This window comes from Arthrobacter sp. MPF02, from assembly GCF_046605375.1.
Classification (GTDB): Bacteria; Actinomycetota; Actinomycetes; order Actinomycetales; family Micrococcaceae; genus Arthrobacter.
In genome coordinates this window covers 509568-534914 of sequence record NZ_CP176772.1, presented here as the reverse complement: position 1 = coordinate 534914, position 25347 = coordinate 509568, and the positions used below count along the sequence as shown (strand labels likewise).

Sequence of the window (25347 nt, the reverse complement as noted above, 5' to 3'; positions counted from 1 at the left end):
CTAGCGAGCTTGTTGGTAGGGGGAACGCTGGGGGTGCGACGACGGCGGACGGGGAGCGCCGCCGTCGCACCTTCTCCTTAGAGTTTTTGTCCAGATATGCAGGCCTCGAGGACCTTTAAGTCGGCATATCTGGACAAAAACTGCGGAGGAGGGAGGGAGTTAGTTGGTGCGCTTGGACGGGGCGACCACCTTGATGACGGCGGAGTCATCGGCGGCGGCGAGGCCCTGCGCCTGGCCCAGCAGGTAGAGCTGCTCGGCGGCGGCAGCAACCGGGGCCGCCAGTCCGGCGGCGCGGGTGGCCTTGCCCACGATGCCCATGTCCTTGACGAAGATGTCCAGGCGGCTGAGCACCTCGGCACCTTCCTCGCTGTAGGCCTCGAGGATGCGCGGGCCTCGGTTGGAGAGCATGAAGGAGCCGGCGGCGCCTGCCTCAAGCGCGGCGAGGGTCTTCTCCTGGTCCAGCCCGAGCGCGTCGGCGAGGGCGAGGGCCTCGGCTGCCGCGGCGATGTGGACGCCGCAGAGGAGCTGGTTGACGGTCTTGAGGGCCTGGCCGTCGCCGGGCTTGTCGCCCACAACGGTGAGGGTGGAGGCGAGCAGTTCCAGGGCGGGGGCTGCCTTTGCGCGGGCCTCGGGGGAAGCGCCGACGACGATCAGCAGGTCACCTTCGCCGGCGCGCTTGGGACCGCCGGACAGCGGGGCGTCCACCAGGTCAACGCCGTATTCTGCGAGCTTTTCGACGGTGGCGGGGATGGCTTCGGTGCCGACAGTGCTGCCAAGGATGACGACGGCGCCCGGCTCCAGTACGGAGGCCACGCCGTTCTCGCCGAACAGGACGTCGGTAAGCTGTTCGCCGTTGCGGACGGCGAGCAGGACGGCGTCGGCGCCCTTCGCGGCTTCACGGGCTGTGGCGAAGGTGGTGATGCCTGCTTCTTCGGCGAGCTTCAGGCGGGCTTCTGCGATGTCGAAGCCGTGGACGGTCAGTTGGGAAGCCATGCGGGTGGCCATGGGCAGGCCCATGGCGCCGAGGCCAAGGACGGTGACGGTGTAGTTGCTGGTCATGGTGTTCTCCATTGAATTAGAAAGTGTTACTGAGCTTGCGCGTGACCTGGGCGAGGGATTCGTCGTCGCCCACGTTGCCGGCGAAGACGATGTAGGGAATGCCCTTGGCAGGGCCGTCCACGGGTTCCCAGAGGCTGACGATGCCCGGGAGCATGGGGCCGCGGACAATGGCATGGCGGATTTCCAGGCCGTGGGCGGCGACGTCGGAGGACGTGATGCCGCCCTTGGCGATAACGAACCGCGGCGGGAAGGTCTTGAGCGTCCGGTTCACCACGGCGACGACGGCGGCGGACACGGTGCGGGCGATCCGCAGGCTTTCGGCCGGGTCGTCGGTCTTGATGAGCAGGCGGCTGGTGTGGACAATGACGTCACCGACGCGCAGGGCTTCGACAACACTTTCCACCGTCCGGTCCAGGTGTTCGGCGGCTTCCGACTCCGCAGCCAGGAGCTTTTCGACGTCGATCTCCACGATGCGGGCAGCGCTGTGCTGGTCAGTGAGGACCTTGAGCTGGCGGGTGGTGACTCCCACGTGCGAGCCGACCACAATGAGGCCGCCGGCCTCGGAGGGAGTGTTGCCGGCGTAGGCTTCGGCGCCGGTGAGCTCGCCGCGGATCTCCTGTCCGATCCGGGCGCGGCCAAAGGGCGGACCTACCCGGTAGAGGAGCTTCTTGCCGCGGCGCTCTGCTTCCTCCAGTCCCAGGGCCAGGGCGCGAAGGTCGTTCTCGGTGACGATGTCGGCGACGATCGGCGTGGAGTCGGTGGCGGGTTCGATTGCGTCGGCGATGGCCTTGGCGGAAACGGCAGGGTTCTCGGCGGAGGCACCGGCGCGGATGATGTTGAGGTCCAGTACGATGACGGCATCCGCCGCGAAGCGGCCCTGCGACTTCTCTTCGACGTACTCCGCCATAACGGACGTAGCGAAACCAAAGGTGGCGTCCTTGGCGAACTCCGTCTCCGACACCGGGGTCAGCGTACCCGCAGCATCACCGGTGCCGCGCATATAGTGGACGCCGCCGATGGTGACGCGGCCGGCGTCGGGAAATGCGGGAACCAGGACCACGCCGTCCGTACCCTCACCGCTGACATCGGCAACGGTGGCGGCAATAACGTCAGGTTCCAGCGGGTAGTGGCCGCGGAGGGTCGAATCGCTGCGACTGACGAAACCGAGCCGGAGGGCGTCCGGCGATCCGGCGGCGGCGAGGGCGTTCCGGACCACCTCTGCGTTACGGGCAGCGGCTTCGGCAGGGTCCAGGCTGCGGGTATTGGTGAGGACGTAGACCGCCGGCTTGTTCTGCGCGAAGGCCCAGATAAAGTCCTCCACCTCCCAGCGGGTGAGGACGGGCAGGTCTGCCACGGACTGCGTTCCGGTCGGGTCGTCGTCGAGCACTACCAGCACCCGGGGAGCGCCGGCGTTGGAGGCAGCGAGCGTGCTGGCCACGAGGGTGGCGGGGACCTGGACTTCCGCTGGGTAGGCGGCCAGAACGTCTGCTTCAAGCGTCACAGTGCACTCCGTTGTGTAGTAATCCGGGCGGCGGATCGTGATTTCAATTATCTGTCAGATGTCTGACATCTTGCATTTGATTGTTAGTGTGGCACACGGCATAAAGGCACGCAAGTAGACTTGTCGGACATCGGCCGGGAACGATCCCGGCGCAGAAGCGGGGGCAGTATGGCAAGGAAATCGCTGGTCGGCGTTGTGGCCGATGAGCTGCTGGACCGCATCATCGAGGGGGAATTCCCGCCCGGCGCCACGGTTCCGGGTGAGCATGAATTAAGCGCCCGGCACGAAGTCAGCCGGATGACCGTGCGCGAAGCGATGAAGACCCTCCAGGCCCAGCAGATCCTGAGCGTGGAGCGCGGCCGCGGCACTTTCGTGAATCCCTTGAGCCGCTGGACGTCGCTGGAAGCCGTCCTGCGGGCAGCATCAGAGGGGAAGAACGAAGCCGAAGCCAGCGTCCAGCTGATCGAACTCCGCCGCATGCTGGAGACGGGCGCCTGCGAGCTTGCGGCGGAACGTATCTCCATGGAGGACACCGAGGCGTTGTTCTCCTACATCTCAGCCATGAAGGCGGCCCACGAGGTCAACGATGTGGCGGCCTTCGTGGAGGCGGACCTCGCCTTCCACGACGTGATCCTGCGCGCCTCGGGGAACGTGTTTGTCTCCGTCCTGTTCGAACCGCTCCACCGGGTCCTGGAGAAGCGCCGGGCCGAGACGTCGGCAGTGCCCGAGATCCAGGAGCATGCCATCGGCCACCACCAGAACATCGCGGACGCGTTGCAGTCCCGGGACGCTTCGCGGGCGCGGCAGGCCATGGACGCCCATATGCAGCAGACCCTGGATGACCTGAAGAATTTGGTCCTTCCGGCCAAGTAGGGGCTCGCCTCCCCCAAAGGTTTTTGGGCAGATAACGGGACTTCGAGGGTCCGGAAGTCGTGGCATCTGTCCAAAAACTCCTGGCCGGCGACTCTCTGCGATCGGAACTGGCACCCGGCATCAGGGCTGGCCAGCCCCGGGTTGTCCCACTAGTCTTCAAGGACCGCCCGCAACCGGGAGCAACGACGACCACGAGGAGCGAACTTGTCCAACCACACGTACAGCATTTCTGAAATTGTCGGCACGTCGGACCAGGGTGTGGATGACGCCGTCCGGAACGGAATCGCCAAGGCGTCCCAAACGCTGCGGAACCTCGACTGGTTCGAGGTGAAGGAGATTCGCGGGCACCTGGAAGAGGGCAAGATCGCGGACTGGCAGGTCACCATGAAGATTGGTTTCCGCCTCGAGGACCGCTAGGAGTACAGACTGACCCGCAGCCGGCGTTCGAAGGACGCCGGCTGCGGGTCATCTTGTTTAAGAGAACCTAGTTCGCGGCTGCGCGGCGCCGCCAGACGGTGGGAACGCCGTCGAACGCCGGGAACACGTGTCCTTCGAAGAAGGACAGCACCGTGTGGGGATCGTGGTCCGGGCTCCAGAGCCCGGATACCGGGCAGTGCGAGCCGGTTGCCGTGGACGCGGGGCTGCCGGCGTTACCTGCCTGGCGTTCCTTCAGCAGGGCGATGCGTTTCATCTTTGAGACCATCCTTGGTGGGCGGGAGCTTGTTCCTCAAGCCTAGGAACGGCCATGGCCAGCACCAATGGGCGGCTGGCCAGAATCAGCCCGCCCTTCTGGACAGATGTACAGAAAGGGAAAGCTTCAGTTCGCCCCGGCCTGGTCGGCAGCGGATGAGGCGGCGGCTTCCACATCAAGCGTGCCTGAATGTCCAGGCACGGCGTTCAAGGCAAGCAGCGCCAGCGCGTCCGACGACGGCGTGCCGGGGCGGGCGGAATAGAACCGGAGCGTCTGGTCGGGGTCGTCCGGCAGGGCAAGGGTTTCAAAGTTCAGTTCCAGGTCCCCGACGGCCGGATGGTGCAGGCGAACGGTTCCGGCCGAGCGGGTTGCCACCCGGTGCCCCGCCCACCACTGCCGGAAATGCTCACTGTGCACGGCAAGCTCGCCCACCAACTGGTTGGCCTGCACGTCATTGGGGTGCCGTCCCACGTCCAGCCGCAGGGCGCCGGCGGCTTCGGCAGCCACGGTCTTCCAGTCGCGGAACAAGCCCCGGGCTGCCGGATCCAGGATCAGCCAGCGGGTGAGGTTACGCTCGGCCGCGGGTAGGGCCGCGAAGTCGGCAAAAAGCAGGCGGGCCATCCTGTTTGCCGCGAGCACATCGGTGCGCCGCCCCAGCAACATGGCGGGTACATCCCCCACAGCCTCGAGCAGGTGGGACAGCGCAGGCCGGACCCCCTGCGCAGCGGGGGCGCCAACGCGCGGGTTACCGGCACAATTCTCCAGCAAGTCCAGCATGTGCGCGTGTTCCGTGCTGTCCAGCCGCAGTGCCCGCGAGACTGCTTCGAGGACCGTCCGGGACGGATGGATGTTCCTGCCCTGTTCCAGGCGTACGTAGTAGTCCGTGCTGACGCCGGCCAGCCGGGCCACCTCCTCACGGCGAAGCCCGGGGACCCTGCGGGCCCCGGTGGTGGGGCCGGCGCCGGCGTCTTCCGGACTCAACCGGGACCGCATGGCTTTGAGGAACTTTCCGAACTCGGCACTTTGACCCATGCTGACCATTGTGCACGGCGCGCGTTGCCCCCTTCTACAACGAAGGTAGGACTGGCAGTCCTAGGAAAAAGAGGATCAGCCTGACTTACTGACGCGGGACGAAAAAGTGCATAGGCTCAATACCGAGCCGATGGAAACCGCTTTCTCACCGCCGGGCCAACGGCACCCATCCCAGCACCAGCACAATGCAAGGAGCTTCCCATGTCAGAGCTGACACTGAACAACGGCGTCACCATCCCGCAGCTTGGCTTTGGTGTTTTCCAGGTCCCGCCGGAAGACACCCAGCGGATCGTCGAGGACGCCTTCGAAGCCGGATACCGCCACATCGACACCGCCGCCGCCTACCGGAACGAGGCCGGCGTTGGTGCTGCCATCGCTGCCACGGGCATCCCGCGCGAGGATATCTTTGTCACCACCAAGCTCCGCAACGGCGAACAGGGCCGGGCGCAGGAGGCATTCCAGAACAGCCGGAAGGCCCTGGGACTGGACTATGTGGACCTGTACCTGATCCACTGGCCGGTCCCGTCCCAGGGCCTGTACGTCCAGGCCTGGAAGGAGATGGAACGGCTGTACGAAAACAACCAGATCCGCGCCATTGGCATCTCAAACTTCCTGGCGGACCACGTTGATACCCTGCTTGAGTCCGCGGAAATTGTCCCGGCCGTCAACCAGATCGAACTCCACCCCAGCTACCAGCAGGCGGACCTCGCCAAGAAGTGCCGCAACGCCGGCATCGAGGTGGAGGCCTACAGCCCGCTGGGGCGTGGCGCAGACCTGGACGGAGACGCCGTCACCGCCGTCGCCGGCGCCCACGGCGCAACCACCGCCCAGGTGGTGCTCGCATGGCATCTGGCCCAGGGCAACATTGTCATTCCCAAGTCGGTAAACCCCCAGCGCATCCGGGAGAACTTCGCGGCGTCCTCCCTCACCCTGTCCGGGGACGAGCTTGCGGCCATCACCGCCCTCGAGTCGGGCGCCCGCCAGGGCTCCGATCCCGCCGTCGCCTCCTTTACGCAGATGTAGGTCCGGATAGCCACTGAAAGGATCGCTTCCATGCAGTACACCCATCTGGGCCGCTCCGGCCTGACGGTTTCGCGCCTTTGTTTGGGCACCATGAACTTCGGGCCGCAGACCGAGGAAGCAGATGCGCACAGCATCATGGACTCGGCCCACGAGAACGGCGTCAACTTCTTCGATACCGCCAACGTCTACGGCGGCGTCGGGCACCGCGGCTGGACCGAGGAAATCATCGGCCGCTGGTTCGCCAAGGGCGGCGAGCGCCGGGAACACACCGTGCTGGCCACCAAGCTCTACGGCACCATGACGGACCGGCCCAACGAATCCAAGCTGTCCGCCCTCAACATCAGGCGCGCCCTGGATGCGAGCCTCAAGCGGCTGCAGACGGACTACATCGACGTCTACCAGTTCCACCACATCGACAGAAACACGCCGTGGGACGAAATTTGGCAGGCCATCGAGGTGGCCGTCCAGCAGGGCAAAATCCTGTACTCCGGCAGCAGCAACTTCGCCGGCTGGCACATCGCGCAGGCGCAGGAGGCCGCCCGCCGCCGGAACTACACCGGGCTGGTGAGCGAGCAGTCCATTTACAACCTGTTTATGCGGCAGGTGGAGCTGGAAGTCATTCCCGCCGCGCAGGATTACGGCCTCGGCCTCATCCCGTGGTCGCCGCTGCAGGGTGGCCTCCTGGGCGGCGTCCTCAAGAAAGAGCGCGACGGCGTCCGCCGCACCGAGGGGCGCGCGGCCGAGACGCTGAAGAAGCACGAGGACCAGATCCGCCAGTACGAGGACTTCGCGGACGAGCTGGGCCAGGAGCCCGGCGACATCGCCCTGGCCTGGCTGCTGGCCCAGCCCGCGGTCACCGCACCGATCGTCGGCCCGCGCACCCAGGAACAGCTCGACGCCGCCATCCGGGCCCTTGACGTCACCCTCGACGAAGACGCCCTCAAGCGGTTGGATGACATCTTTCCGGGACATCGCACCGCTCCGGAAGACTACGCGTGGTAACTCCACTTCCCGCAGCAGCCGACACGGTGTCGCCGAGAAGCATCCTCTTCATCGGGGGCACCGGGGTGATCAGCACGGCGGCTGCTGAACGGGCCGTCGCGCTGGGGCACCATCTGACCATCCTCAACCGGGGCCGCTCCACAAGGCCGGTCCCGGAAGGGGTTGAGCTCCTGCAGGCCGACATTCGGGACACGGCATCCGTCCGCAAGGTACTCGACGGCCGCAGTTTCGACGCCGTTGCCGACTTCATTGCCTACACTCCGGACCAGGCGCAGGCGAGCATGGACCTGTTCCGGGACAGGACCGGACAGTACGTATTCATCAGTTCCGCATCGGCATACCAGAAACCGCCCGTGCGGCTGCCGATCCGGGAGTCCACGCCACTGAAAAATCCCTTCTGGCAATACTCGCGGAACAAAATAGCCTGCGAGGAGCTGCTGTTCCGGGCCTACCGGGACACCGACTTTCCGCTGACGGTGGTGCGGCCGTCCCACACCTACGACCGGACCAAGATCGCCATGGTAGGTGGATGGACGGACATCCACCGGATGCGTGCCGGCCTGCCCGTGATGGTGCACGGCGACGGCACCTCCCTTTGGACGCTCACGCACAGCCAGGACTTCGCCAAAGCCTTCGTGGGGCTGCTGGGCCGGCCCCAGGCAGTAGGCGAAAGCTACACCATCACCTCGGACGAATATCTGCCGTGGAACCAGATCTACCAGCTCTTTGCGCGGGCAGCCGGAGTTGCGGAGCCTGAGCTCGTGCACGTTGCCTCGGAAACCATCGCTGCGTCCAGCCCGGAGCTCGGAGCCAACCTGCTGGGCGACCGCTCCCACTCCGTGATCTTCGACAACTCCAAAATCAAGTCCCTCGTCCCGGACTACACCGCCACGATTCCCTTCGCCGATGGCGCCCGGGAAATCGTGCAGTGGTACGACGCCAACCCGGACCTGAAGGCAGTGGACGAAAGCTACATGCAGCTCTCGGACAAGCTCACCAGCTGGGCGCGGCGAGGGGCCTGACCGCTAAGGCTTGTTTTCGGTGCACCCCCGCCCCTAAATTACTTGGGAAGCGTTTTCCGGTCTCAAAATTGAAAGGATTCACTGATGAATCCCTCCAGCACCCCTTTGCGTCTTTTGTCCGTTGCGGCTGTCGGCCTGGCACTTACGGTGGGCTGCCTGGCCGCGCCGGCATCCGCCGTCGGGCCCTCCTCCACCAAGCCCGGCACCCCAGGCATCCAGCTGGACCACCTGGACCGCGGGCTCGTGGCCGCGGGAACGAACGAGGGCGTCTTCCTCAGCTGGCGCCTGCTCGGCCACGAGGCCACCGGCTCCTCGGCCACAGGCCTGACAGGCACCGACTTCAACGTGTACCGCGACGGCCAGAAACTGGCCACTGTCACGGACAGCACCAACTACCTGGACACCGCCGGAACGGCAACGTCCAAGTACACGGTGCGCGCCGTCGTCGGAGGCGTGGAACTGGACGAAAGCCCCCTGGCCACCTCGTGGGGCGGAAACTTCAAGGACATTCCGCTGAAGAAGCCGGCCGACGGTGTCACCCCTGCGGGGCAGGCCTACACCTACACTGCCAACGACGCGTCCGTGGCCGATGTGGACGGCGACGGCCAGTACGAGTTCATCGTGAAGTGGGATCCGAACAACTCCAAGGACGTCTCTCAGTTGGGCTACACCGGCAACACCTATGTGGACACGTACAAGGCCGACGGCACGCTCCTGCACCGCATCGACCTTGGCGTGAACATCCGCTCCGGCGCCCATTACACCCAGCTGGTGGTCAACGACTTCGACGGCGACGGCCGGGCTGAGATGATGATGAAGACGGCGCCGGGGACCAAAACCACCAACTACAACGCGGACGGCAGCCCTGCGTCCAGCGCGTTCATCACCCTGCTGCAATCCGATATTGACGCCGGCTACGCGAACACGGACGACTACCGGATGAGCGCGGCCGACTACTACCGGCACATCGTGAAGACGTTCCAGGGCTGGACGGAGCATCCCGAGGTGAAGTCAGGCAACTGGCCCGCCACGCTGGAGGAAGCCTTCGGCATCGCGCCCAAGTACCAGTACCCGCTGTCCCAAGCCGACGCCGAGGCGTTGACCGACTACTTCATGGACGTCTACGCCCCCTCCCGGAACACACGGAACAATTTGCGCGCCTTTGAAGGCTTCATCCTCTCCGGCCCGGAATACCTCACAGTCTTCGACGGCGCCACCGGCAAGGAGCTGAAAACGGTCGCCTACCAGCCGGGCCGGCACGACGACGGCCTGATGTGGGGTGACTATGCGATGTCCCGCATCGAGCCGGGCAACCGCGTGGACCGCTTCCTCGCGGGCGTCGCCTACCTTGACGGCCGGAAACCCGCTGCGGTGTTCGCGCGCGGCTACTACACCCGCACCACCATGGCGACGTACACCTGGGATGGCACCAACCTTTCCCCCGTCTGGAACCTGGACTCTGGCTGGACACCCATGACCAATCCGTTCAACGACTCCCCCCATGGCCGTGATGGCACGGATCCGCAGTTCGGCAAGCTCACCACGCAGGGCTTCCACTCCCTCAGTGCCTCGGACGTGGACGGCGACGGCAAGCAGGAGATCGTTTACGGCTCGGCCACAATCGACGACGACGGCTCCCTCCTCTACAGCTCGTTCAGCACCCTGCCGGCAGGCAGCGCCGCACCCGGCACCGAGGCCCGGCTGGGCCACGGCGACGCGATGCACGTGACGGACATAGATCCAACCCGTCCAGGCAAGGAGATCTTCACGGTCCACGAGGGCGCAACATCTGCCCCCTACGGCTATGCCATGCGGGATGCCGCCACCGGCGAAGTCCTGTTCGGCGCCTACTCGGGCAGGGACACCGGCCGAGGAATGATCGGTGACGTGGACCCGGCAGTGCCCGGAATCGAGAACTGGGCCATCGGCATGCAGTCCGCCGACGGCCGCAAGCTCTCCACCTCCATGCCCGGCACCAACATGAGCATCAAGTGGGCCGCTGACCTGACAACCCAGGTCATCAACGGCTCCGGGGAACAGGCGCCCACCATCGACGACTGGAAGCGCGGCCGCCTGCTCACCGCCGAGGGCACGCGCACCAACAACGGCACCAAGGGCAACCCCAGCCTGGTGGCGGATGTTGTGGGCGACTGGCGCGAGGAGATGCTGGTCCGGACCGCAGACAGCTCCGCCCTGCGCATGTACATGAGCACCGAGGTCACCAGGCACAAGCTCTACACGCTGATGCACGACCCGCAGTACCGCGCTGAGGTGGCCCGGCAGAACACCACGTACAACCAGCCGTCCTACACGGACTTCTACCTTGCCTCCGACATGGAATTCAGTGATGTCCCGCTGCGGGCCGCCTGGCTTCCGGGCAGCGTCAAGGCGCTGCAGCACGTCCTGGAGGACCTGGTGGAGTCCGGGGACGTGGCCGGACCTGTGGCCAGCCAGCTCGAAGCCAGCATCCAGCAGGCAGCCAAGGCCGTGGAGGACGGCGACGCCGGAAAGGCCGCACGGACCATCCAGCGCTTTGCCGACTTCCTGTCCCGGCAGAAGGGACCGGACAAGGTGTCGGACACCGCGCAGGTGGTGCTGAAGCACAACGCGGACAATATTCTCCGTGCCTTCGGGGGCCAGGACTGACAGCGACAGGGGAGACTGGTGGGATGACACTTGCACCGCTCATCAAACTCAATGACGGATACTCCATCCCGCAGGTAGGTCTTGGCACCTGGCCACTGGACGACGACCAGGCGGCTGCCGCCGTCGTCCAGGCTGTGGAAGCCGGGTACCGCCACATCGACACCGCTGTGCGGTACGGCAACGAGAAAGGCGTCGGCAATGGCATCCGGGCCTGCGGCGTGGACCGGAGCGAACTGTTCATCACTACCAAGGTGGACGGCGAGCACCAGGGCAACGACCGTGCTGTGGAAGGCCTTGATGGCTCATTGAAGCGGATGGGGCTGGATTACGTGGATCTGCTCCTGATCCATTGGCCCTTGCCCTCTCGGGATGAGTACATCTCCACCTGGAAGACGTTTGAGCGGCTCCGGGAGGAGGGCAAGGTGCGCTCCATCGGGGTGTCGAATTTCAAGCCGGCACATCTGGAACGGTTGATGGCGGAGACTGACGTGGTTCCCTCCGTCAACCAGATCCAGCTGACCCCGGCTGTCACCCGGACCGAGGAACGGGAATTCCATGAGAAGTACGGCATTGTCACGGAGTCCTATTCTCCGCTTGGAGGTTCCGGAGCGAGCCTGCTGGGCGCTCCCATCCTGTCCCAGCTGGCTGAAAAACATGGGAAAACGCCCGGTCAGCTGGTCCTGCGGTGGCACATCCAGCAGGGATTTGTAACAATTCCGAAAACGGCGAATCCGGAGCGGATGAGGGAGAACCTGGACATCTTCGATTTCGTCCTGGATCCGCAGGATCTCGCGGAACTCGCGATCCTGGACGAGGGTCCCGGAGCGGGCAATGACTCGGATGTCACCGGGCACTGAAACAGCCCTGAAATGCAGTTTTTCCTGTCACCGGGGTTGGCAAACAGATAGTAAGCATGATTACTATTGAGCAGAAGGATGAAGTGCTTCCGGGGTTTCGGAGGCGTCCTTTTACTTAGGAAGAGGAGCGAAAAATGGGATTTATTGCATTTCTGATTCTCGGACTTATTGCTGGTGCGATCGCTAAGGCGATCCTTCCGGGCCGGCAGGGCGGCGGCTTGCTCGTCACCCTGGTTCTGGGCGTCGTGGGAGCACTCCTGGGCGGCTGGATCGGTGGAATGATCTTCGGCACCGGACTGCAGGAGTTCTTCTCGCTGCAGACCTGGCTGCTGGCCATCGGCGGTGCCCTGATTGTGCTGCTGGTGTACGGCATGATCGCCAAGCGCGGCGTGCGCGGCTAACTCAGCCCGCAAGCCGGGAAACCGGCCTGGGGACACAATCCCCCGGGCCGGTTGTCCATATCCCCGGCTGCGCTGCTTTTCCGCCGCCGCCGGAACTGGAAACCTTTCCACGGAGCAGGAGTTCATCGTGAAAAACAAGCTTCTTTTGGGCATTGGCATCGCCACCGGTTACGTCCTGGGATCCCGGTCCGGACGCGCAGCGTATGACAAGCTCAAAGCCCGCGCAGCGGGTATCTGGGACAGCAAGCCTGTCCAGGACAAGGTGGCTGTTGCTACGGGGGCCATCAAGGAAAAGGCGCCCGAGGTCGCGGACCAGCTGACGGAAGCAGCGCGCAGGGCAGGAACGGTTCTTGGCTCTGCTATGCACCGGGACGGAGGTTCCGGCGCGTCCGGCAACGGCAAGCCTGAAACTTCCGGCGCCGCGACCTCCGCAACTACCTCCGGAACAACCACTCCAGGTGGATTCGGGGCAGCGGATACTTCCAACACCCCCGGAACTTCCGGGAACCTGGGTGCGGCGGGTGCCGCAGGCGGCCCGTCAACGGGCGGCGCCGGTACTTCCGGGACGCTGAGCGACGCAACCGAGCTCGGCGAGGACCACATCCCCGCTCACAGCACGCACGCGGAAACCATAAACCTGGGCACCACGGACGAGCCCGGCTCAAAGGCCTGATTCTCCGGGCAGTGGCTGTCCATGGTGCAGTAACCGGTGTGACAAACGGTTGCTGACTGATCTGTGCTACAACTGAATCGCCGTGCCGGCCGTCGCGATCCTTGGGGGACGCGGCGGCCGGCAGCGTTTAAGCCGTCGGCTTGGGGTTGCTCTTGTTGGCGGCATCCCACAACCTACCGGCACACGTCCGGCCACAATTTCGGGTCGTACCCATTGAGGCCCGGGATTCTGCGGGGCTGCTGCTCTTCTTCCGGCGGGTCCTGATCACCCTGCCGCTTTGCCGGGCCAGGCGGTTTGGGCGCCTGTTGTTCCTTGCCGTCTCCCCGGTCCGTCCCGGAACGCCGTTTCTCAGCCATCTGATCCCCCCCCCCCCCCCACCAAAGCTGGCATGGTCCAGGGCGGACCACTATGGCAACCCTAGTTTTCCGTATCCGGGCGAATATGCAGCTTCGGATCAAGATAGGGCAATTCTCCCGCACCAGCAGGAGTTGCTGGTTTTCCACATAGCGCTGGTGGGTGGAGGGTTTTGTCAGTGGTCTCTGGAAGAGTTGGCCCATGGAGGAACTTGGGGATCAGCTTGCGGAGTTCGGCGGTTCTGCTGCTCCGCTGCCGCGGTTTCCTTGGGGCAGGCGCCCTTTCGGGGCGTACTACGGCGACACGCGGCGCCGGCCCCCGGCCCGCCTTCACGCCGCCGCGCCAGCCGCCCCTGATGTCGATAGAAACAGCACCGCCGGCGAGCCAGCCGCCCCTGATGTCGATAGAAACAGCACCGCCGGCGAGCCAGCAGCCACCAACATCGAGGAGACGGCAGCCGGCAGTGCATCCGGCCACGGCCATCACCGCACCGCCACCGAAGCCCTGAAGCTGTCCGGGGCCGGGCTGCTGGAACCTTCCGTCCCCGATTCGTTGGATGTGGCCGGTATTGTCGGGGTCCTTGCCGGGGCTGCTGCGGCGGCTCCGGAGGTGTTGGCCTCAGCCGGTCATGTGGAGGCTTCGCTGTTCGCCGGGCAGGTCGAGGAACTGTCCCGGACGGTGGAGTATCTGCAAATCCTCGCCGCCGGCGCCGTGGACCGCACCCGCACACAGGCAATCACCGACGCAGCAGCCGCCCGGGCACGCCAGTCCCGCGACCCATCACCGGCAGGCAGGACCCGGGTGACCGGCTGGAACGCCGACGGTGTCGATGTCCTGAACGAAACCGACACCAACTGGCCCGGGCCCGCCCCCGCCCCTCAACGGCCCGGCATCACCTCCCCGGTCGACGACGGCTGCCGCAACACCGCAGAATTCCTCCGGCTCCGGCTCCGCATCCCCGTCCGCGAAGCACGCCGCCGCCTCATCCTCGCCGCCCAGGTCCTGCCCCGCACCGCCATCACAGGCGACCCCCTGCCCCCGACCCACGAACACCTCGCCACCGCCCTCACCCCCACCACCGGCGCCGGCACTGACGAAGCCGGTACCGCCACGACCGGTGTGGCGGGTGCGCCGGTGGTGTCCTCGCACGCGGCCACGATCATCACCGCCACCCTGGACCGGCTCCGCCACCACACCAGCCCCGACACCCTGGACCGGATCGAACACCAGCTCACCACAACCGCGGCCACCGCCGACCCCGACTTCCTCACCCGCGTTGCCCGCCGCTGGGCCGACACCATCGACGCCGACGGCATCGAACCTCCCGAAGAAACCCTCCGCCACACCCAGGGCCTGTTCATCCGCAAACCCCGCCACGGCCTGCACCACCTCGAAATCTTCGCCACCACCGGCCAATACGAATACCTTGCCACTGCCATGAACACCGCCACCAACCCCCGCACCCAAAACAGCAGCACCCCCACCCCGGGCACCGAACCGGAACTGGACCTGCGCAGCCGGCCCCAACGCCAACTCGACGGCATCCTCTCCGCCGTCCAGGCAGGCCTCATCACCAACCAACTCCCCGCCACCGGCGGCAACCGACCCCAAATCATCGCCACCATCAACTACCGCGACCTCTTCCCCACCACAGCAAAACCAGCCGCCTCCACCGGCACCGGGGACTTCGCCTACAGCGGACCCGTCCCCGCCTCCACGCTCCGCAAGATCGCCTGCGACGCCGACATCATCCCCGCACTCCTGGGCACCCACGGCGAAATCCTCGACCTCGGCCGCAAAACCCGGCTCTTCACCACCGCCCAACGCCTCGCCCTCACCGCCCGCGACCAAGGCTGCGCCTTCCCCAACTGCACCGCCCCCGCACCCTGGTGCGAAGCCCACCACATCACCTACTGGTCACACCACGGCCCAACCACCACCGACAACGGCGTCCTGCTCTGCAGCCACCACCACCACCTCATCCACAAAGAACAATGGACCATCACCACGCACCACAACACCCCAACCTTCATCCCCCCACCCCACATAGACCCCAGCCGAAAACCCCAACAAAACCACTACTTCAAACCCCCACCCCACCCACGCGAATAATTAAAGCTCGCGACAAGGACAGCCAACCAAAGGAAGCAGTGCACCGGCCGCGGGACCCTGTGTGGCAAGGAGTGCTGCACCGACTGCCCCGGTTCCAAAGCGGATCAACCGCCAGCGTGCCGAGCGGGCCGGCGGAGGCGGCCGGAATGCGGTCGGCTTCCGCAACCAAGAGCAAAGACGCACCCGGCCTTCCGCAAAGCAGAGACGACGCCGGCAAAGGCCGGGAGATCGCAAAGCGATTCAGCAGCAGCGGGCATGGCACGCCTTCCGGTGGGCCGGTGAACACATCATTGGGACTCAAAATGATGCTAACCGGGGCCGCGCTGGCACCGGAGGGCAGGGGTTTCTTTGGCAGGATGGACCCATGACCTCAGCCACCAGCGACACCATCATTTGGACCGGCACCTACACTCCTGACGGAGGTGGCCGGGCTGAAGGCATCGGCGCCCTCCGTGAGCACCAGGACGGGAGCCTTGAATGGCTTGGCACGGCGGTACCGGCCCAGTCGCCGTCGTTCGTTGCCGTCCACCCGAGCCTGCCCGTTGTGTATGCGGTAGCGGAACAACGGAAGAGGGTGCAGGCCTACCGCCGCACCGGGGCTTTCGGCTTGGAGCCGCAGGGCCCGTCACACGCTGCAGGCGAAGCAACCTGCCACGTTGCGGTTGACCGGCAGGGGCGCTTCGTCGCTGCCGCCTGTTGGGGTGACGGCCAGGTCCTGCTCTATGAGTTGGATGCCGACGGCGGCATAACCGGGCGGCTGCCCGCCCCACCGTCGGTTGACCCGCACGCCAGCCTCTCTCCTGGTGAGCCGAGGCAAAGCAGGGCGCACACAAGCCTGATGCTTCAGGACGGTCGCATCATGACCACCGACCTGGGCCACGACACCCTGCGCATATGGAACTATGAGCCGGGCACCGGCCTGGTGGCCGATCACGAGGTTGCTTTGCCGTACGGCAGCGGCCCCCGCCATCTGGCGCAGCACTCAAACGGCAACGTGTTTGTGGTCTCGGAGTACTCCGTGGAGGTTTTCATCGTGCGGCCGGAGGCGGGAACCTTCGAACTGGTGTTCCGGGGCCCGGCAACGTCCGGAGGCAGCCAGTCCGGCGATTCGGCTGCCGAGATCTGCCTCAGCCAGGACGGACGGTTCGCTTATGTGGGCGTCCGGGGCTCCAATATCATCAGCACCCTGGAGGTGGGTGGCGGCGGTACCGAACTCCTGCCGGTCCGGGATGCCGCCAGCGGCGGTGACTGGCCCCGCCACCACCTGGTCCGTGGAAACTGGCTTCACGTGGCCCATGAACGGTCGGACAACGTGGCCACCTTCGCGTTGGACCCCGTCACAGGCCTGCCCGGCGCCGTGGTCCACAACGTCACAACCCCCTCGCCCACCGCGCTCGTCCCCGAACGGTAGCCACCGCGCCGGACCTTCCTGCAGCTGGCTTTTCCGAAACGCTGGAGTTGTGCCATGCAAGCGCTTACAGTGTGAGGTGGTTCACAAAACAGTACGGCTCTGTGAACCGGCATCCGTGCCGCCAGCCGTTACCGAACGGCAAACCTGTACAGCAGCGCCGCTCACCAGGAAGGTCTCACTCCTTGTGACCCAGCACCCCTGCCAGCGCATACCCGCGCCATCCGTCGCAAGCCCCAAGAACATCCCGACAACCCAAAACCCCCACTGCCCGGGCGGGCACCATCTGCCGCCGCAGCGCGGCAGGCCTGGTGGCAGCCGCCGTCACGGTGTCTGCCGCCGTACTCCCCGCACAGGCCGCACCCGGCCCCAAGGAGGACCATGGCGCAGCGGGCGCCGTCCACTCGCTCCGTGCCCCGGTCACCGACGAAAACTTCTACTTCGTTATGGCGGACCGGTTCAGCAACGGCAGCAAAGCCAACGACCAGGGCGGACTGGGCCCCGACCCCATGGTCTCCGGTTTCGACCCCACGAAGAAGGGCTTCTACAACGGCGGCGACCTGGCCGGCCTGCTGGACAAGCTGGACTACATCCAGGGCCTGGGTACTACCTCCATCTGGCTCACACCAAGCTTTAAGAACAAAGCGGTGCAGCCGGAAGACAAGTCGGCCGGCTACCACGGCTACTGGATCACCGATTTCACGCAGATCGACCCCCACCTGGGCAGCAATGACGAACTCAAAGCCCTGATCGATGCCGCCCACGCCCGCGGCATGAAGGTCTACTTCGACATCATCACCAACCACACCGCGGACGTCATCGGCTACCAGGACGGCGCACGCAAGGGATACGAGTCCAAGGACCCCGTGCCCTACCGGGACGCTGCCGGCAACGAGTTCGATGACCGCGACTACGCAGGCACCGGCAGTTTCCCTGCACTCGACGCCGCCACGTCCTTCCCCTACGTGCCCGTGCTGGACGAGAGCGAAAAGGACCTGAAAGTTCCGGCGTGGCTGAACGACCCCACCCTCTACCACAACAGGGGCGACACGACCTTCGCGGGCGAGGACGCCTACTACGGCGACTTCTTCGGCCTGGACGATCTCTTCACGGAGCACCCCACGGTGGTGGACGGCATGAAGGAGATCTACAAAACCTGGATCGGCGACTTTGGTGTGGACGGCTTCCGGATCGACACCATGAAGCACGTGAACAACGAGTTCTGGCAGGAATTCGGCCCTGACGTCCTGGACTATGCCAAGGAACAGGGCAAGGACGAGTTCTTTATGTTCGGCGAGGTGTTTGACACCACCAAGAGCTTCACCTCGCAGTTCACCACCCGGAACCAGATGCAGGCGGTGCTGGACTTTCCGTTCCAGGACGCCGCCCGCAGTTTCGCGTCGAAGGGCCAGGACACCCGCGCCCTGGAGACCTTCTTCGCCGGTGACGACTGGTACACGGACGCCGACTCCAACGTCTACCAACTGCCCACGTTCCTGGGCAACCACGATATGGGCCGCATCGGCAGCTTCATTGCCGCTGACAACCCGGGCTCGAGCGACGCTGAACAGGTGGCCCGGGACCGGCTGGCCCACGAGCTGATGTACTTCTCCCGCGGCAACCCCGTGGTCTACTACGGCGACGAGCAGGGTTTCACGGGCCCGGGCGGCGACCAGGACGCCCGGCAGACGCTCTTCGCCAGTCAGGTTCCCGAATACCTCGACGACGACCTGCTGGGAACAGACGCGACGCATGCCACGGACAACTTCGACACCAGCCATCCGCTGTATGCCAGGATCAGCGAATTGGCGAAGATTACCAAGGAACATCCCGCCCTGCGCAATGGCGCCCACCAGCACCGTTATGCATCCGCGGGCGCCGGTATCTACGCCTTCTCCCGGACAAATGCGAAGGACCAGCGCGAGTACGTGGTGGCACTGAACAACAGCGAACAGGCGCAAACGGCAGAGGTTCCCACCTACATCGGCAAGCGCAACTACACCAAGGTCTACGGTGACGCGGCTGCCGCAGCCAAGACCTCGGCAGCCGGCAAGCTCACGGTGACGGTCCCGCCACTGTCCGCCGTCGTCTACCAGTCCTCTGGCCGGATCCCACACTCCAAGGCCGCGCCCGCCGTCGTACTCCAGGAACCTGCCGCGGCACCCGGTGACAACGGCCGCCTCAAGGTAACGGCCGACGTCGACGGAGCCTCGTTCTATGAGGTCACCTTCGAAGCAAAGCAGGCAGGCGGGAACTGGCAGCCGATCGGCACGGACGACACCGCCCCGTACCAGGTGTTCCACGACGTCGCCGCCCTGGACGCCGGCACTCCAGTGGAATACCGTGCCACCGTCCTGGACAACGGCGGCCACACCGCCACGAGCGCGGCCCGCACGGCGGCGGTCCCCGCGCCGCTCCTCACGCTGCAGAAGCCTGAGGAGGGCAGCGGCGTCCGGGGCACGGTGGAGCTCAGTGCCACAGCCGGTCCGGAAAAAGCCGGCTACCAGGTGGCGTTTGAACGCAGCGTGGACAACGGGGATTGGACGGCGGTGGGATCCGATGATTCTTCCCCCGTGTACTTGGTCAAGGATGACGTGTCGGCGTTAGCGGATGGCACGCAAATCCGCTACCGGGCAACCATGGCCGGTCCCGGATTCGATGTCGCCAGCAATATCCGCACAGTCAGGGTCGGCGACGCGCCGCAGCCGGACTCGGTTACGGTGGCGGGTTCCCTGAACCAGGCCATGGGGTGCACCGAACCCTGGCAGCCGTCCTGTGAGCAGGCGATGATGACGCTGGACCCGGCTGACAGGATCTGGCGGCTGACGGTGGACCTTCCGGCCGGCCAGTACGAGTACAAGGCAGCCCTCAACGGCAGCTGGGACGAAAACTACGGCAAGGACGGCCAGTTCAACGGGCAGAACATCGTCCTCGACCACCACGGCGGTCCGGTGACGTTCCGCTATGACAACAGCACCCACGTGCTCACTGCCGGATACGCATCCCAGCAGCCCTCCGCGGTGTCCGTGCCGGGAAGCCTGAACAGTGAACTCGGCTGCTCCGGCGACTGGGAACCGGCCTGCGACCAGGCCCAGCTCACCCTGGACCCGGCCGACCTGGTATGGAAGCTGACCGTCCCCGACCTGCCTGCCGGCAGCTACGAGTTCAAGGCTGCGCTGAACCGCTCCTGGGACATCAGCTACGGTGCGGGCGGAGCAAGCCCGGGTGCCAACATCGTGCTGCAGCACGACGGCGGCCCGGTCACCTTCCGCTACGACCACGCCAACCACGTGACCACCGCGGGCTGACAACGCCAGCTACACCTGATCGCCAAAACTGCGGGCCCACCCTCCGGGGCGGGCCCGCAGTCCTGTTTGATCCTAATCGTTCCGGCGCAGGGCCTCCTCCACCGCCGCGAGCAGGGCGTTGAACCGCGCATTGGCGGGAAGGTCGTCAAGGAGTACGGGTTTGCCGTCCGGTCCGCCCAGCGGCACCTGCCAGTTGGGGTAGAGCGCTTCGGTGGTGCCGGGCTGGTTCTGTACCCGCCGCTCCCCCACCGCGTCCACGAGGGCGACGCCCAGCAGGACCGACGGCGTTTGCGCCAGCAGCAAGTGCAAGGCTTCGATGGCCTGTTCCTCCGTGGCACCACCGTAACCACCCGGCCCGGCGGCTGAACCGCCCTCCGGCAGGTAGCCCCGCTCCCGCAGCAGGGCGAACATCTTGTCCAGGGACGCGTTGTGCTCGGCGCGTTCCTCGGCTTCGGAGCGCTCCAGCAGGCCAAGGCTGCTCCGAAGGGCCACGTGGTCCCCGGCGAGGTAGCCTGCCGTGGGCGGAAGGTCGTGGGTGTTGACGCTGGCGAGCGCCTGCGTGCGGTACTTTTCAGGCGCAAGGGGCGAATCGCCGTCGTACTCGAACCAAAGGATGGACGTGCCCATGATCCCGCGGGCAGCGAGGTAGTCCCGCACCCACGGTTCAAACGTTCCCAGGTCCTCGCCGATCACCACGGCTCCGGCCCGCTGGGCTTCGAGGGCGAGGATGCCAATCAGGGCTTCGTGGTCATAACGCACGTAGGCGCCGTCGCCAGGTTTGTTGCCCCTGGGAATCCACCAAAGCCGGAACAGCCCGAGGATATGGTCCACGCGGATGCCGCCGGCATGCCTCAGCACGGTGGCCAGCATGTTCCGGAACGGTGCATAGCCTGCCTCGGCGAGGCGGGCGGGATGCCACGGCGGCTGGCCCCAGTCCTGGCCCTGCTGGTTGTACATGTCCGGCGGGGCACCCACGCTGCTCGCGGGGGTCAGGACGTCGCGGAGCGTCCAGGCGTCGGCACTGCTGTGGTCCACGCCAACGGCGAGGTCATGGACCACGCCCAGCCGCATCCCTGACCGCAGTGCCGCCTGCTGCGCACTTTCCAGCTGCTCGTCGCAGATCCACTGCAGCCAGCGGTGGAAGCCGATCCGGTCGGCGAGTTTTTGCCGTAATGCCTCGGCCTGCGGGGTGCCCAGGGCGAAGTCAGGATCGGTCCACAGCGGGTCATCCGGCGCAACGTCCTCACGGATGGCGGACCAGAGTGCGAAATCGTCCAGTCCGCGGCCGGACGCCCTGCAGAACTCTTCGAAAGCAGCCTGCCGTGCCGGTGACCGGCGGGTGTGGTAGAGCAGTTCCAGCGCCTGGAGCTTGGCCGCGTAGACGGAATTCCGGTCCAGGCGCCCGCCGTCCTTGTTCAGTCCGGCCACTTCCTCATGAAGCTTTTCCAGTGCGGCGCGCTTGCGGGGCCGGAGGTAGGCCAGTTCGGGGACGGATTCGATCCGGATGTAGAGCGGGTTGAAGAACCGGCGGGTGGACGGCGAGTAGGGCGATGGCTGCACCGGCGGGACCGGCTCGGCCGCATGCAACGGGTTAACCAGGATGTAGTCGGCGCCGCGGGCACCGCTTAGCGCCGCGAGATCGGCCAGGTCCGCGAAGTCGCCAATGCCCCAGGAGCGTTTCGACCGGACGGAATAGAGCTGGGTTGCCAATCCCCAGCCGCGGCGTTTTTCGAGCTCCCTTGCGGTGTCCAGCTTCGCAGGCGTCACAACCAGCGTGGCGGACGCCGTGGCGCCCTCCGACTCGGCGTGCAGGGTGTGCCAGCCCAACGGCAGGTCCTGCGGGAGGGCGAAGGTGGCGCGGCCAACGGAGACGCCGTCAACCTCCCGGGGCTGCACCCGGACGTCCTGCTGAACGGCTTCGCGCGATCCCCCGTCCCCTTCGAGCCTAACGGTCACACTGGCTGTGGCAGCGTCGCGCACATGCACCGGGACCTGCGCCGGTTCACCCTGCTGGATCACGACGGCGGGAGGCAGCATCCGCCGCCACGGCGCCAGTTCCGCTTCCACCAGGGCGTCCTGGATCTGCTGGTTGGTGTGCGCCTTTACGCCAAGGGCTGAGAGCACCTTGATGAGGGTCTCCTCCGCCACGCTGTGCGGCAGGCCGTCCCAGCCCTGGAACGAGGTGCCCACCCCGTGGACGTCAGCGAGCTGCTGGAGCAGGTGCGGGTCGACGGGTTCGCCGGCAGCGGTTGCGGAGGCTGCGGTGCCTGGGGCAGCGGTTCCCGGGACCGCGGAGGCAGGCGGGTCAGGAGGGCCTGCGGGCCTCCCTGGTTGTGGTGCGTGCTGCTGGTCGAAAGCCGTCATGCGTGTCCGCCTTGTCTGGTGGGCCCGAACTTACAGTGCTGCCTGTTGTACCGGGCGTTTGCACCCCCGCGCACAACCGTTGGTTCAGATTATTGCAGGGCGGCGTGCAGACGAAATGCGGCTGGTGCCACACGCCGGAGGGATACCGGATTCAGGGCTCGAAGTGCGTGCTGACCGCGCCGCCGTTCACCAGCTCCCGGGCCCGCTCGCTGCTTCCGGCCACGGTGGCACTGCGCTTGCGCTGCCGCAGGGTCACTCCGCACTCGATCTTGGTCCCGGCAGTCCCGGTCAGCGTTGCCGCGGCCAGCGCGGAAACTTCCGTGAGGAAGCCGCTCACGTTGGTGCTGCCGATGATCATGTCGTGCAGCTTGAGGAACTGATCAGCGGTGCTGGGGTGGCCATGCCCCAATATAAGCGAGAGCGCTGCCGCCCGGCACCAACTTCGCGGAGCGCGCCGCAGGGGCCAACTCCCGTCCGTCGGCTTCACTGAATTGTGACGCCGGGAGCTACTTCCGCGCCGGCCGCCGCCCGCCCTTGACTAACTGAGACAAGGCTCCTACGGTCAGAGCAATACCGCGTCCCATGGAATCCAGAGGCTGCCATGCCAATGTCCGAAGAGGAGCGGAGACTGCTCAACGAGCTGGAACTGCGGCTGATCGCTGACGATCCCCACCTGGCCATGGAGCTCCTCTCCGGCTACCCCGCCCGGCGGGTCCCCGCCGGCCTTTTTGCCGGCTCAGTGGTGTGCCTGCTGGGCCTTGTCCTCGTCATGGCGGGGATCGGCGGCCAGGCCGTTGCCGCCGTCGTCGTGGGAATCCTGCTGCTGGCGCTGGGCACCTGCCTTTTCTTCAACCGGCCGTCCCCCGGACGGCGGCAGCGGGAGCAGCCCACGGGCTGACGTCTTTGCCCGCGTCCGGCCCTTGCTGCGCCGGGTGCCGGGCGTCAGGATGAACAGGCTTCCCAGTACGACGGCGGCGCCAAGCCAGCCAAGTGCCGGCAAGCGCTCCCCCACCACCAGCACGGCGAGGACCGCTGCCACCACTGTCTCGAGCAGCGAGATGCCGGTGGCAGTGCTCGCGCGGATCCGGGCCAGCCCCCACCCGAACAGGACGTACCCGGCAAACATGGGGACCAGGGCCATGTACGCGCCGACGGCAAAATTCGTCCACGATTGAAGCAGCGGCGCGCCGGTCAGGGCCAGGACCGGCATGAGCAGCAATCCGCCCAGCCCGAAGACGCTTCCCATCGCAGCCCGCGACGTCACACCGCCGCCGATCAGCCGGTGCGCGGACCACGAATAGAGGGCATACGTGCCGCCCGCCACGAGGCCCAGGAGGATTCCGGCGGTGGACGCCCACGAACCCGCGCTTCCGGCTCCGGCAGGGCTGTGGCCGGCGAATGACAACAGCGCGGCTCCGCCAACGCCCAGCAGCGCACCAATTATCCATCTCGGTGTCAGCGGCTTGTGGTCTGTGAACCGCTCAATCAAGGCTGCGGTTATGGGAGCCGATCCAATGGACACGACGGTTCCGATAGCCACGCCGGAAAGGTGCATGGAGCTGTAGAAGGCCAGGGGGTAGACGGCAACAGCCGCGGCAGCAAGGGCCACCAGCGGCAGGCGCCGCCGCAGTCCGTGGTACTCCGCCGCGATGTGCCTGGCCGCGTAGGCGGCCTGCAGCAACCCGCCCACTCCCATGGCCACGGCTCCGATGGCGAGCGGGTTGACGGACGGGGCGAAGGTGGCAGCCGTGCCGGTGGTCCCCCACAACACGGACGCCGCCACCACAAACAGGGCGCCCCACAGCGGCGCATTGCCGTGCCGGGCGCTCACAGGCTGTCCAGGATACGGGCCGCGATGTCCCGGGCGTCCTGGAGCCGGGCATCTTTGCCCTCGAGCCCTGCCCTGGCCATGGCGCCTTCAAGGAGGAAGGACAGGTGCCGTGCCAGCTCCGCGGCGCGTTGCTCTTCGCCCGGCAGCAATTCCCTCACCCGGGTTGCCAGGAGTTCCTCGACTTCCTCCTTGTGGCGGCGGACCGCCGACCTGCCCGCATCACCCGCCGGCAGTTCAGCGGCGGCGTTGAGGAGGCCACAGCCCCGGAAGCCGTGCTCGTAGGCGGAGTTGGCATGGTCCGCGTAGGCATCGAACACCGCCAGGACCTTTTCCCGGGGGTCCGCCGCCACTTCCAGCCGGGTACGGTACAGGCCAAGCCACTCCTCGTGCCGGGCTTCCAGGTACGCTGCCACCAGCTCCGCCTTCGAGGAGAAGTTGTTGTAGAGGCTCTTTTTGGCAACCCCGGCTTCCGAGGTGATGGTGTCGATGCCGGTTGCTGCCACCCCGTTGGCGTAAAACAGGCGGGCGGCGGCGTCGAGCAACAGTTCGCGGGCAGGCCGCCGCGGCGCTCTGGCAGCATTCGGGGTGGACATGGTGGACTCCCGGCAGTAGTGGTAGGTAGATCAGTCTACCTACCACACCAGCCGACGCAAGGCTGTCGGCGGGCCGCCCGTAACCGGCACCCGCCAGGTCGGGCAGTTCGGGCACTCCGGGGGTACCGTGGGCAGGGCGGGAATAAGTAGGGACCACCCCGGGTTTCCGCTCTGTCCGGAACAATCTGGGCAGAACAGCTGTACAGGAGAACGCATCAATGGCAGTTGACTACGACGCTCCGCGGGTGACGCCGGAGGAAGAACCGAATGTCGCCCTGGAAGAGCTGAAGACCGAAAAGCCGGGCCGCCGTGAGGCAACGCCCGATGTTGACGAGACGGACCTCGCGGACAGCTTCGAACTGCCCGGCGCCGACCTCTCGAACGAGGAACTGCTGATCCAGGTGGTTCCGGTCCAGCAGGACGAATTCACCTGCATGTCCTGTTTCCTCGTCCACCACCGCAGCCAGCTGGCCCGGGAAAAAGACGGCAAGAAATACTGCCGGGAGTGCGAGGGATAGCAGCATGACCCGGGCGGGTGCTGTGCGCTGTCCACAAAAAATTTCTGCACATCCGCCCATCCAGGAGGCACGCCGCTTC

At 66.0% G+C, this 25347-nt stretch carries 21 protein-coding genes and 1 pseudogene; 14 read left to right on the top strand and 8 right to left on the bottom strand.

The genetic code is table 11. The features are described from left to right. Positions 1–159 precede the first annotated feature (159 nt). Together ACLH0K_RS02530 and ACLH0K_RS02525 are read right to left on the bottom strand one after the other, a co-directional pair. A complete protein-coding gene (locus ACLH0K_RS02530; RefSeq protein WP_411375303.1) occupies positions 160–1059 on the bottom strand; it encodes an NAD(P)-dependent oxidoreductase in 900 nt (299 codons plus the stop codon). A gap of 16 nt (positions 1060–1075) precedes the next feature. Continuing rightward, a complete protein-coding gene (locus ACLH0K_RS02525; RefSeq protein ID WP_411375302.1) occupies positions 1076–2560 on the bottom strand; it encodes a four-carbon acid sugar kinase family protein in 1485 nt (494 codons plus the stop codon). Between the two features lie 168 nt (positions 2561–2728). On the opposite strand from ACLH0K_RS02525, the gene ACLH0K_RS02520 reads away from it, so the two are divergent. Together ACLH0K_RS02520 and ACLH0K_RS02515 are read left to right on the top strand one after the other, a co-directional pair. After that, positions 2729–3433: a FadR/GntR family transcriptional regulator gene (locus ACLH0K_RS02520; protein WP_411375301.1), complete on the top strand. Its 705-nt coding sequence runs from the start codon at positions 2729–2731 to the stop codon at positions 3431–3433. A gap of 204 nt (positions 3434–3637) precedes the next feature. Continuing rightward, a complete protein-coding gene (locus ACLH0K_RS02515; protein ID WP_411375300.1) occupies positions 3638–3850 on the top strand; it encodes a dodecin in 213 nt (70 codons plus the stop codon). A 67-nt stretch (positions 3851–3917) separates the two neighbouring features. On the opposite strand, the gene ACLH0K_RS02510 is transcribed toward ACLH0K_RS02515, so the two are convergent. After that, complete coding sequence (locus ACLH0K_RS02510; protein ID WP_411375299.1) at positions 3918–4124, bottom strand: hypothetical protein; 207 nt, start codon at positions 4122–4124, stop codon at positions 3918–3920. Positions 4125–4250: 126 nt separating this feature from the next. Continuing rightward, entirely contained in the window at positions 4251–5156 is a 906-nt protein-coding gene (locus ACLH0K_RS02505; protein ID WP_411375298.1) for a helix-turn-helix domain-containing protein, read from the bottom strand. A 201-nt stretch (positions 5157–5357) separates the two neighbouring features. On the opposite strand from ACLH0K_RS02505, the gene ACLH0K_RS02500 reads away from it, so the two are divergent. The 10 genes from ACLH0K_RS02500 (at position 5358) to ACLH0K_RS02455 (ending at position 19962) form a co-directional block, all read left to right on the top strand. Beyond that, entirely contained in the window at positions 5358–6179 is an 822-nt protein-coding gene (locus ACLH0K_RS02500) for an aldo/keto reductase (RefSeq protein ID WP_411375297.1), read from the top strand. A 30-nt stretch (positions 6180–6209) separates the two neighbouring features. Further along, entirely contained in the window at positions 6210–7181 is a 972-nt protein-coding gene (locus ACLH0K_RS02495; RefSeq protein ID WP_411375296.1) for an aldo/keto reductase, read from the top strand. Further along, positions 7175–8203, top strand: a complete 1029-nt coding sequence (locus tag ACLH0K_RS02490; protein ID WP_411375295.1) for an SDR family oxidoreductase — start codon at positions 7175–7177, stop codon at positions 8201–8203. Before ACLH0K_RS02495 ends, ACLH0K_RS02490 begins: the two co-directional genes overlap by 7 nt. 84 nt (positions 8204–8287) lie before the next feature. After that, positions 8288–10849: a rhamnogalacturonan lyase gene (locus tag ACLH0K_RS02485; RefSeq protein ID WP_411375294.1), complete on the top strand. Its 2562-nt coding sequence runs from the start codon at positions 8288–8290 to the stop codon at positions 10847–10849. Between the two features lie 23 nt (positions 10850–10872). Further along, the gene (locus ACLH0K_RS02480) at positions 10873–11706 is read left to right on the top strand and encodes an aldo/keto reductase (protein WP_411375293.1); all 834 of its coding nucleotides are present in this window, start codon (positions 10873–10875) and stop codon (positions 11704–11706) included. 134 nt (positions 11707–11840) lie between these two features. Further along, positions 11841–12107: a GlsB/YeaQ/YmgE family stress response membrane protein gene (locus tag ACLH0K_RS02475; protein WP_138138129.1), complete on the top strand. Its 267-nt coding sequence runs from the start codon at positions 11841–11843 to the stop codon at positions 12105–12107. A gap of 127 nt (positions 12108–12234) precedes the next feature. Next, positions 12235–12780 carry a hypothetical protein gene (locus ACLH0K_RS02470; protein ID WP_411375292.1) on the top strand — a complete coding sequence of 182 codons (546 nt, stop codon included), beginning with the start codon at positions 12235–12237 and terminating at the stop codon, positions 12778–12780. Between the two features lie 555 nt (positions 12781–13335). Next, entirely contained in the window at positions 13336–15246 is a 1911-nt protein-coding gene (locus ACLH0K_RS02465; RefSeq protein ID WP_411375291.1) for a DUF222 domain-containing protein, read from the top strand. A 364-nt stretch (positions 15247–15610) separates the two neighbouring features. After that, positions 15611–16657: a lactonase family protein gene (locus ACLH0K_RS02460; RefSeq protein ID WP_411375290.1), complete on the top strand. Its 1047-nt coding sequence runs from the start codon at positions 15611–15613 to the stop codon at positions 16655–16657. Positions 16658–16962: 305 nt separating this feature from the next. Continuing rightward, complete coding sequence (locus ACLH0K_RS02455; RefSeq protein WP_411376539.1) at positions 16963–19962, top strand: alpha-amylase family glycosyl hydrolase; 3000 nt, start codon at positions 16963–16965, stop codon at positions 19960–19962. Between the two features lie 72 nt (positions 19963–20034). On the opposite strand, the gene malQ is transcribed toward ACLH0K_RS02455, so the two are convergent. Next, positions 20035–22326 (bottom strand): 4-alpha-glucanotransferase, encoded by a 2292-nt coding sequence (malQ, locus tag ACLH0K_RS02450; protein WP_411375289.1) that lies wholly within the window; start codon positions 22324–22326, stop codon positions 20035–20037. Positions 22327–22477: 151 nt separating this feature from the next. Continuing rightward, positions 22478–22684, bottom strand: coding sequence for a hypothetical protein (locus ACLH0K_RS02445; protein ID WP_411375288.1), 207 nt, complete (start codon positions 22682–22684; stop codon positions 22478–22480). A 243-nt stretch (positions 22685–22927) separates the two neighbouring features. Between ACLH0K_RS02445 and ACLH0K_RS02440 the strand changes: the two are divergent. After that, positions 22928–23107 (top strand): annotated as a pseudogene (locus ACLH0K_RS02440) (DUF3040 domain-containing protein); the annotation flags it as partial. Here the strand turns inward: ACLH0K_RS02440 and ACLH0K_RS02435 are convergent. Both ACLH0K_RS02435 and ACLH0K_RS02430 read right to left on the bottom strand, forming a co-directional pair. Next, positions 23063–24157, bottom strand: a complete 1095-nt coding sequence (locus ACLH0K_RS02435) for a DMT family transporter (RefSeq protein WP_411375287.1) — start codon at positions 24155–24157, stop codon at positions 23063–23065. The pseudogene ACLH0K_RS02440 and the gene ACLH0K_RS02435 overlap by 45 nt on opposite strands. After that, the gene (locus ACLH0K_RS02430) at positions 24154–24750 is read right to left on the bottom strand and encodes a TetR/AcrR family transcriptional regulator (protein WP_411375286.1); all 597 of its coding nucleotides are present in this window, start codon (positions 24748–24750) and stop codon (positions 24154–24156) included. The genes ACLH0K_RS02435 and ACLH0K_RS02430 overlap by 4 nt, the downstream gene beginning before the upstream one ends. Positions 24751–24968: 218 nt before the next feature. Here ACLH0K_RS02430 and ACLH0K_RS02425 point away from each other — a divergent pair, with 218 nt between their 5' ends. Beyond that, a complete protein-coding gene (locus ACLH0K_RS02425; RefSeq protein ID WP_138138141.1) occupies positions 24969–25268 on the top strand; it encodes a DUF4193 domain-containing protein in 300 nt (99 codons plus the stop codon). Positions 25269–25347 lie beyond the last annotated feature (79 nt).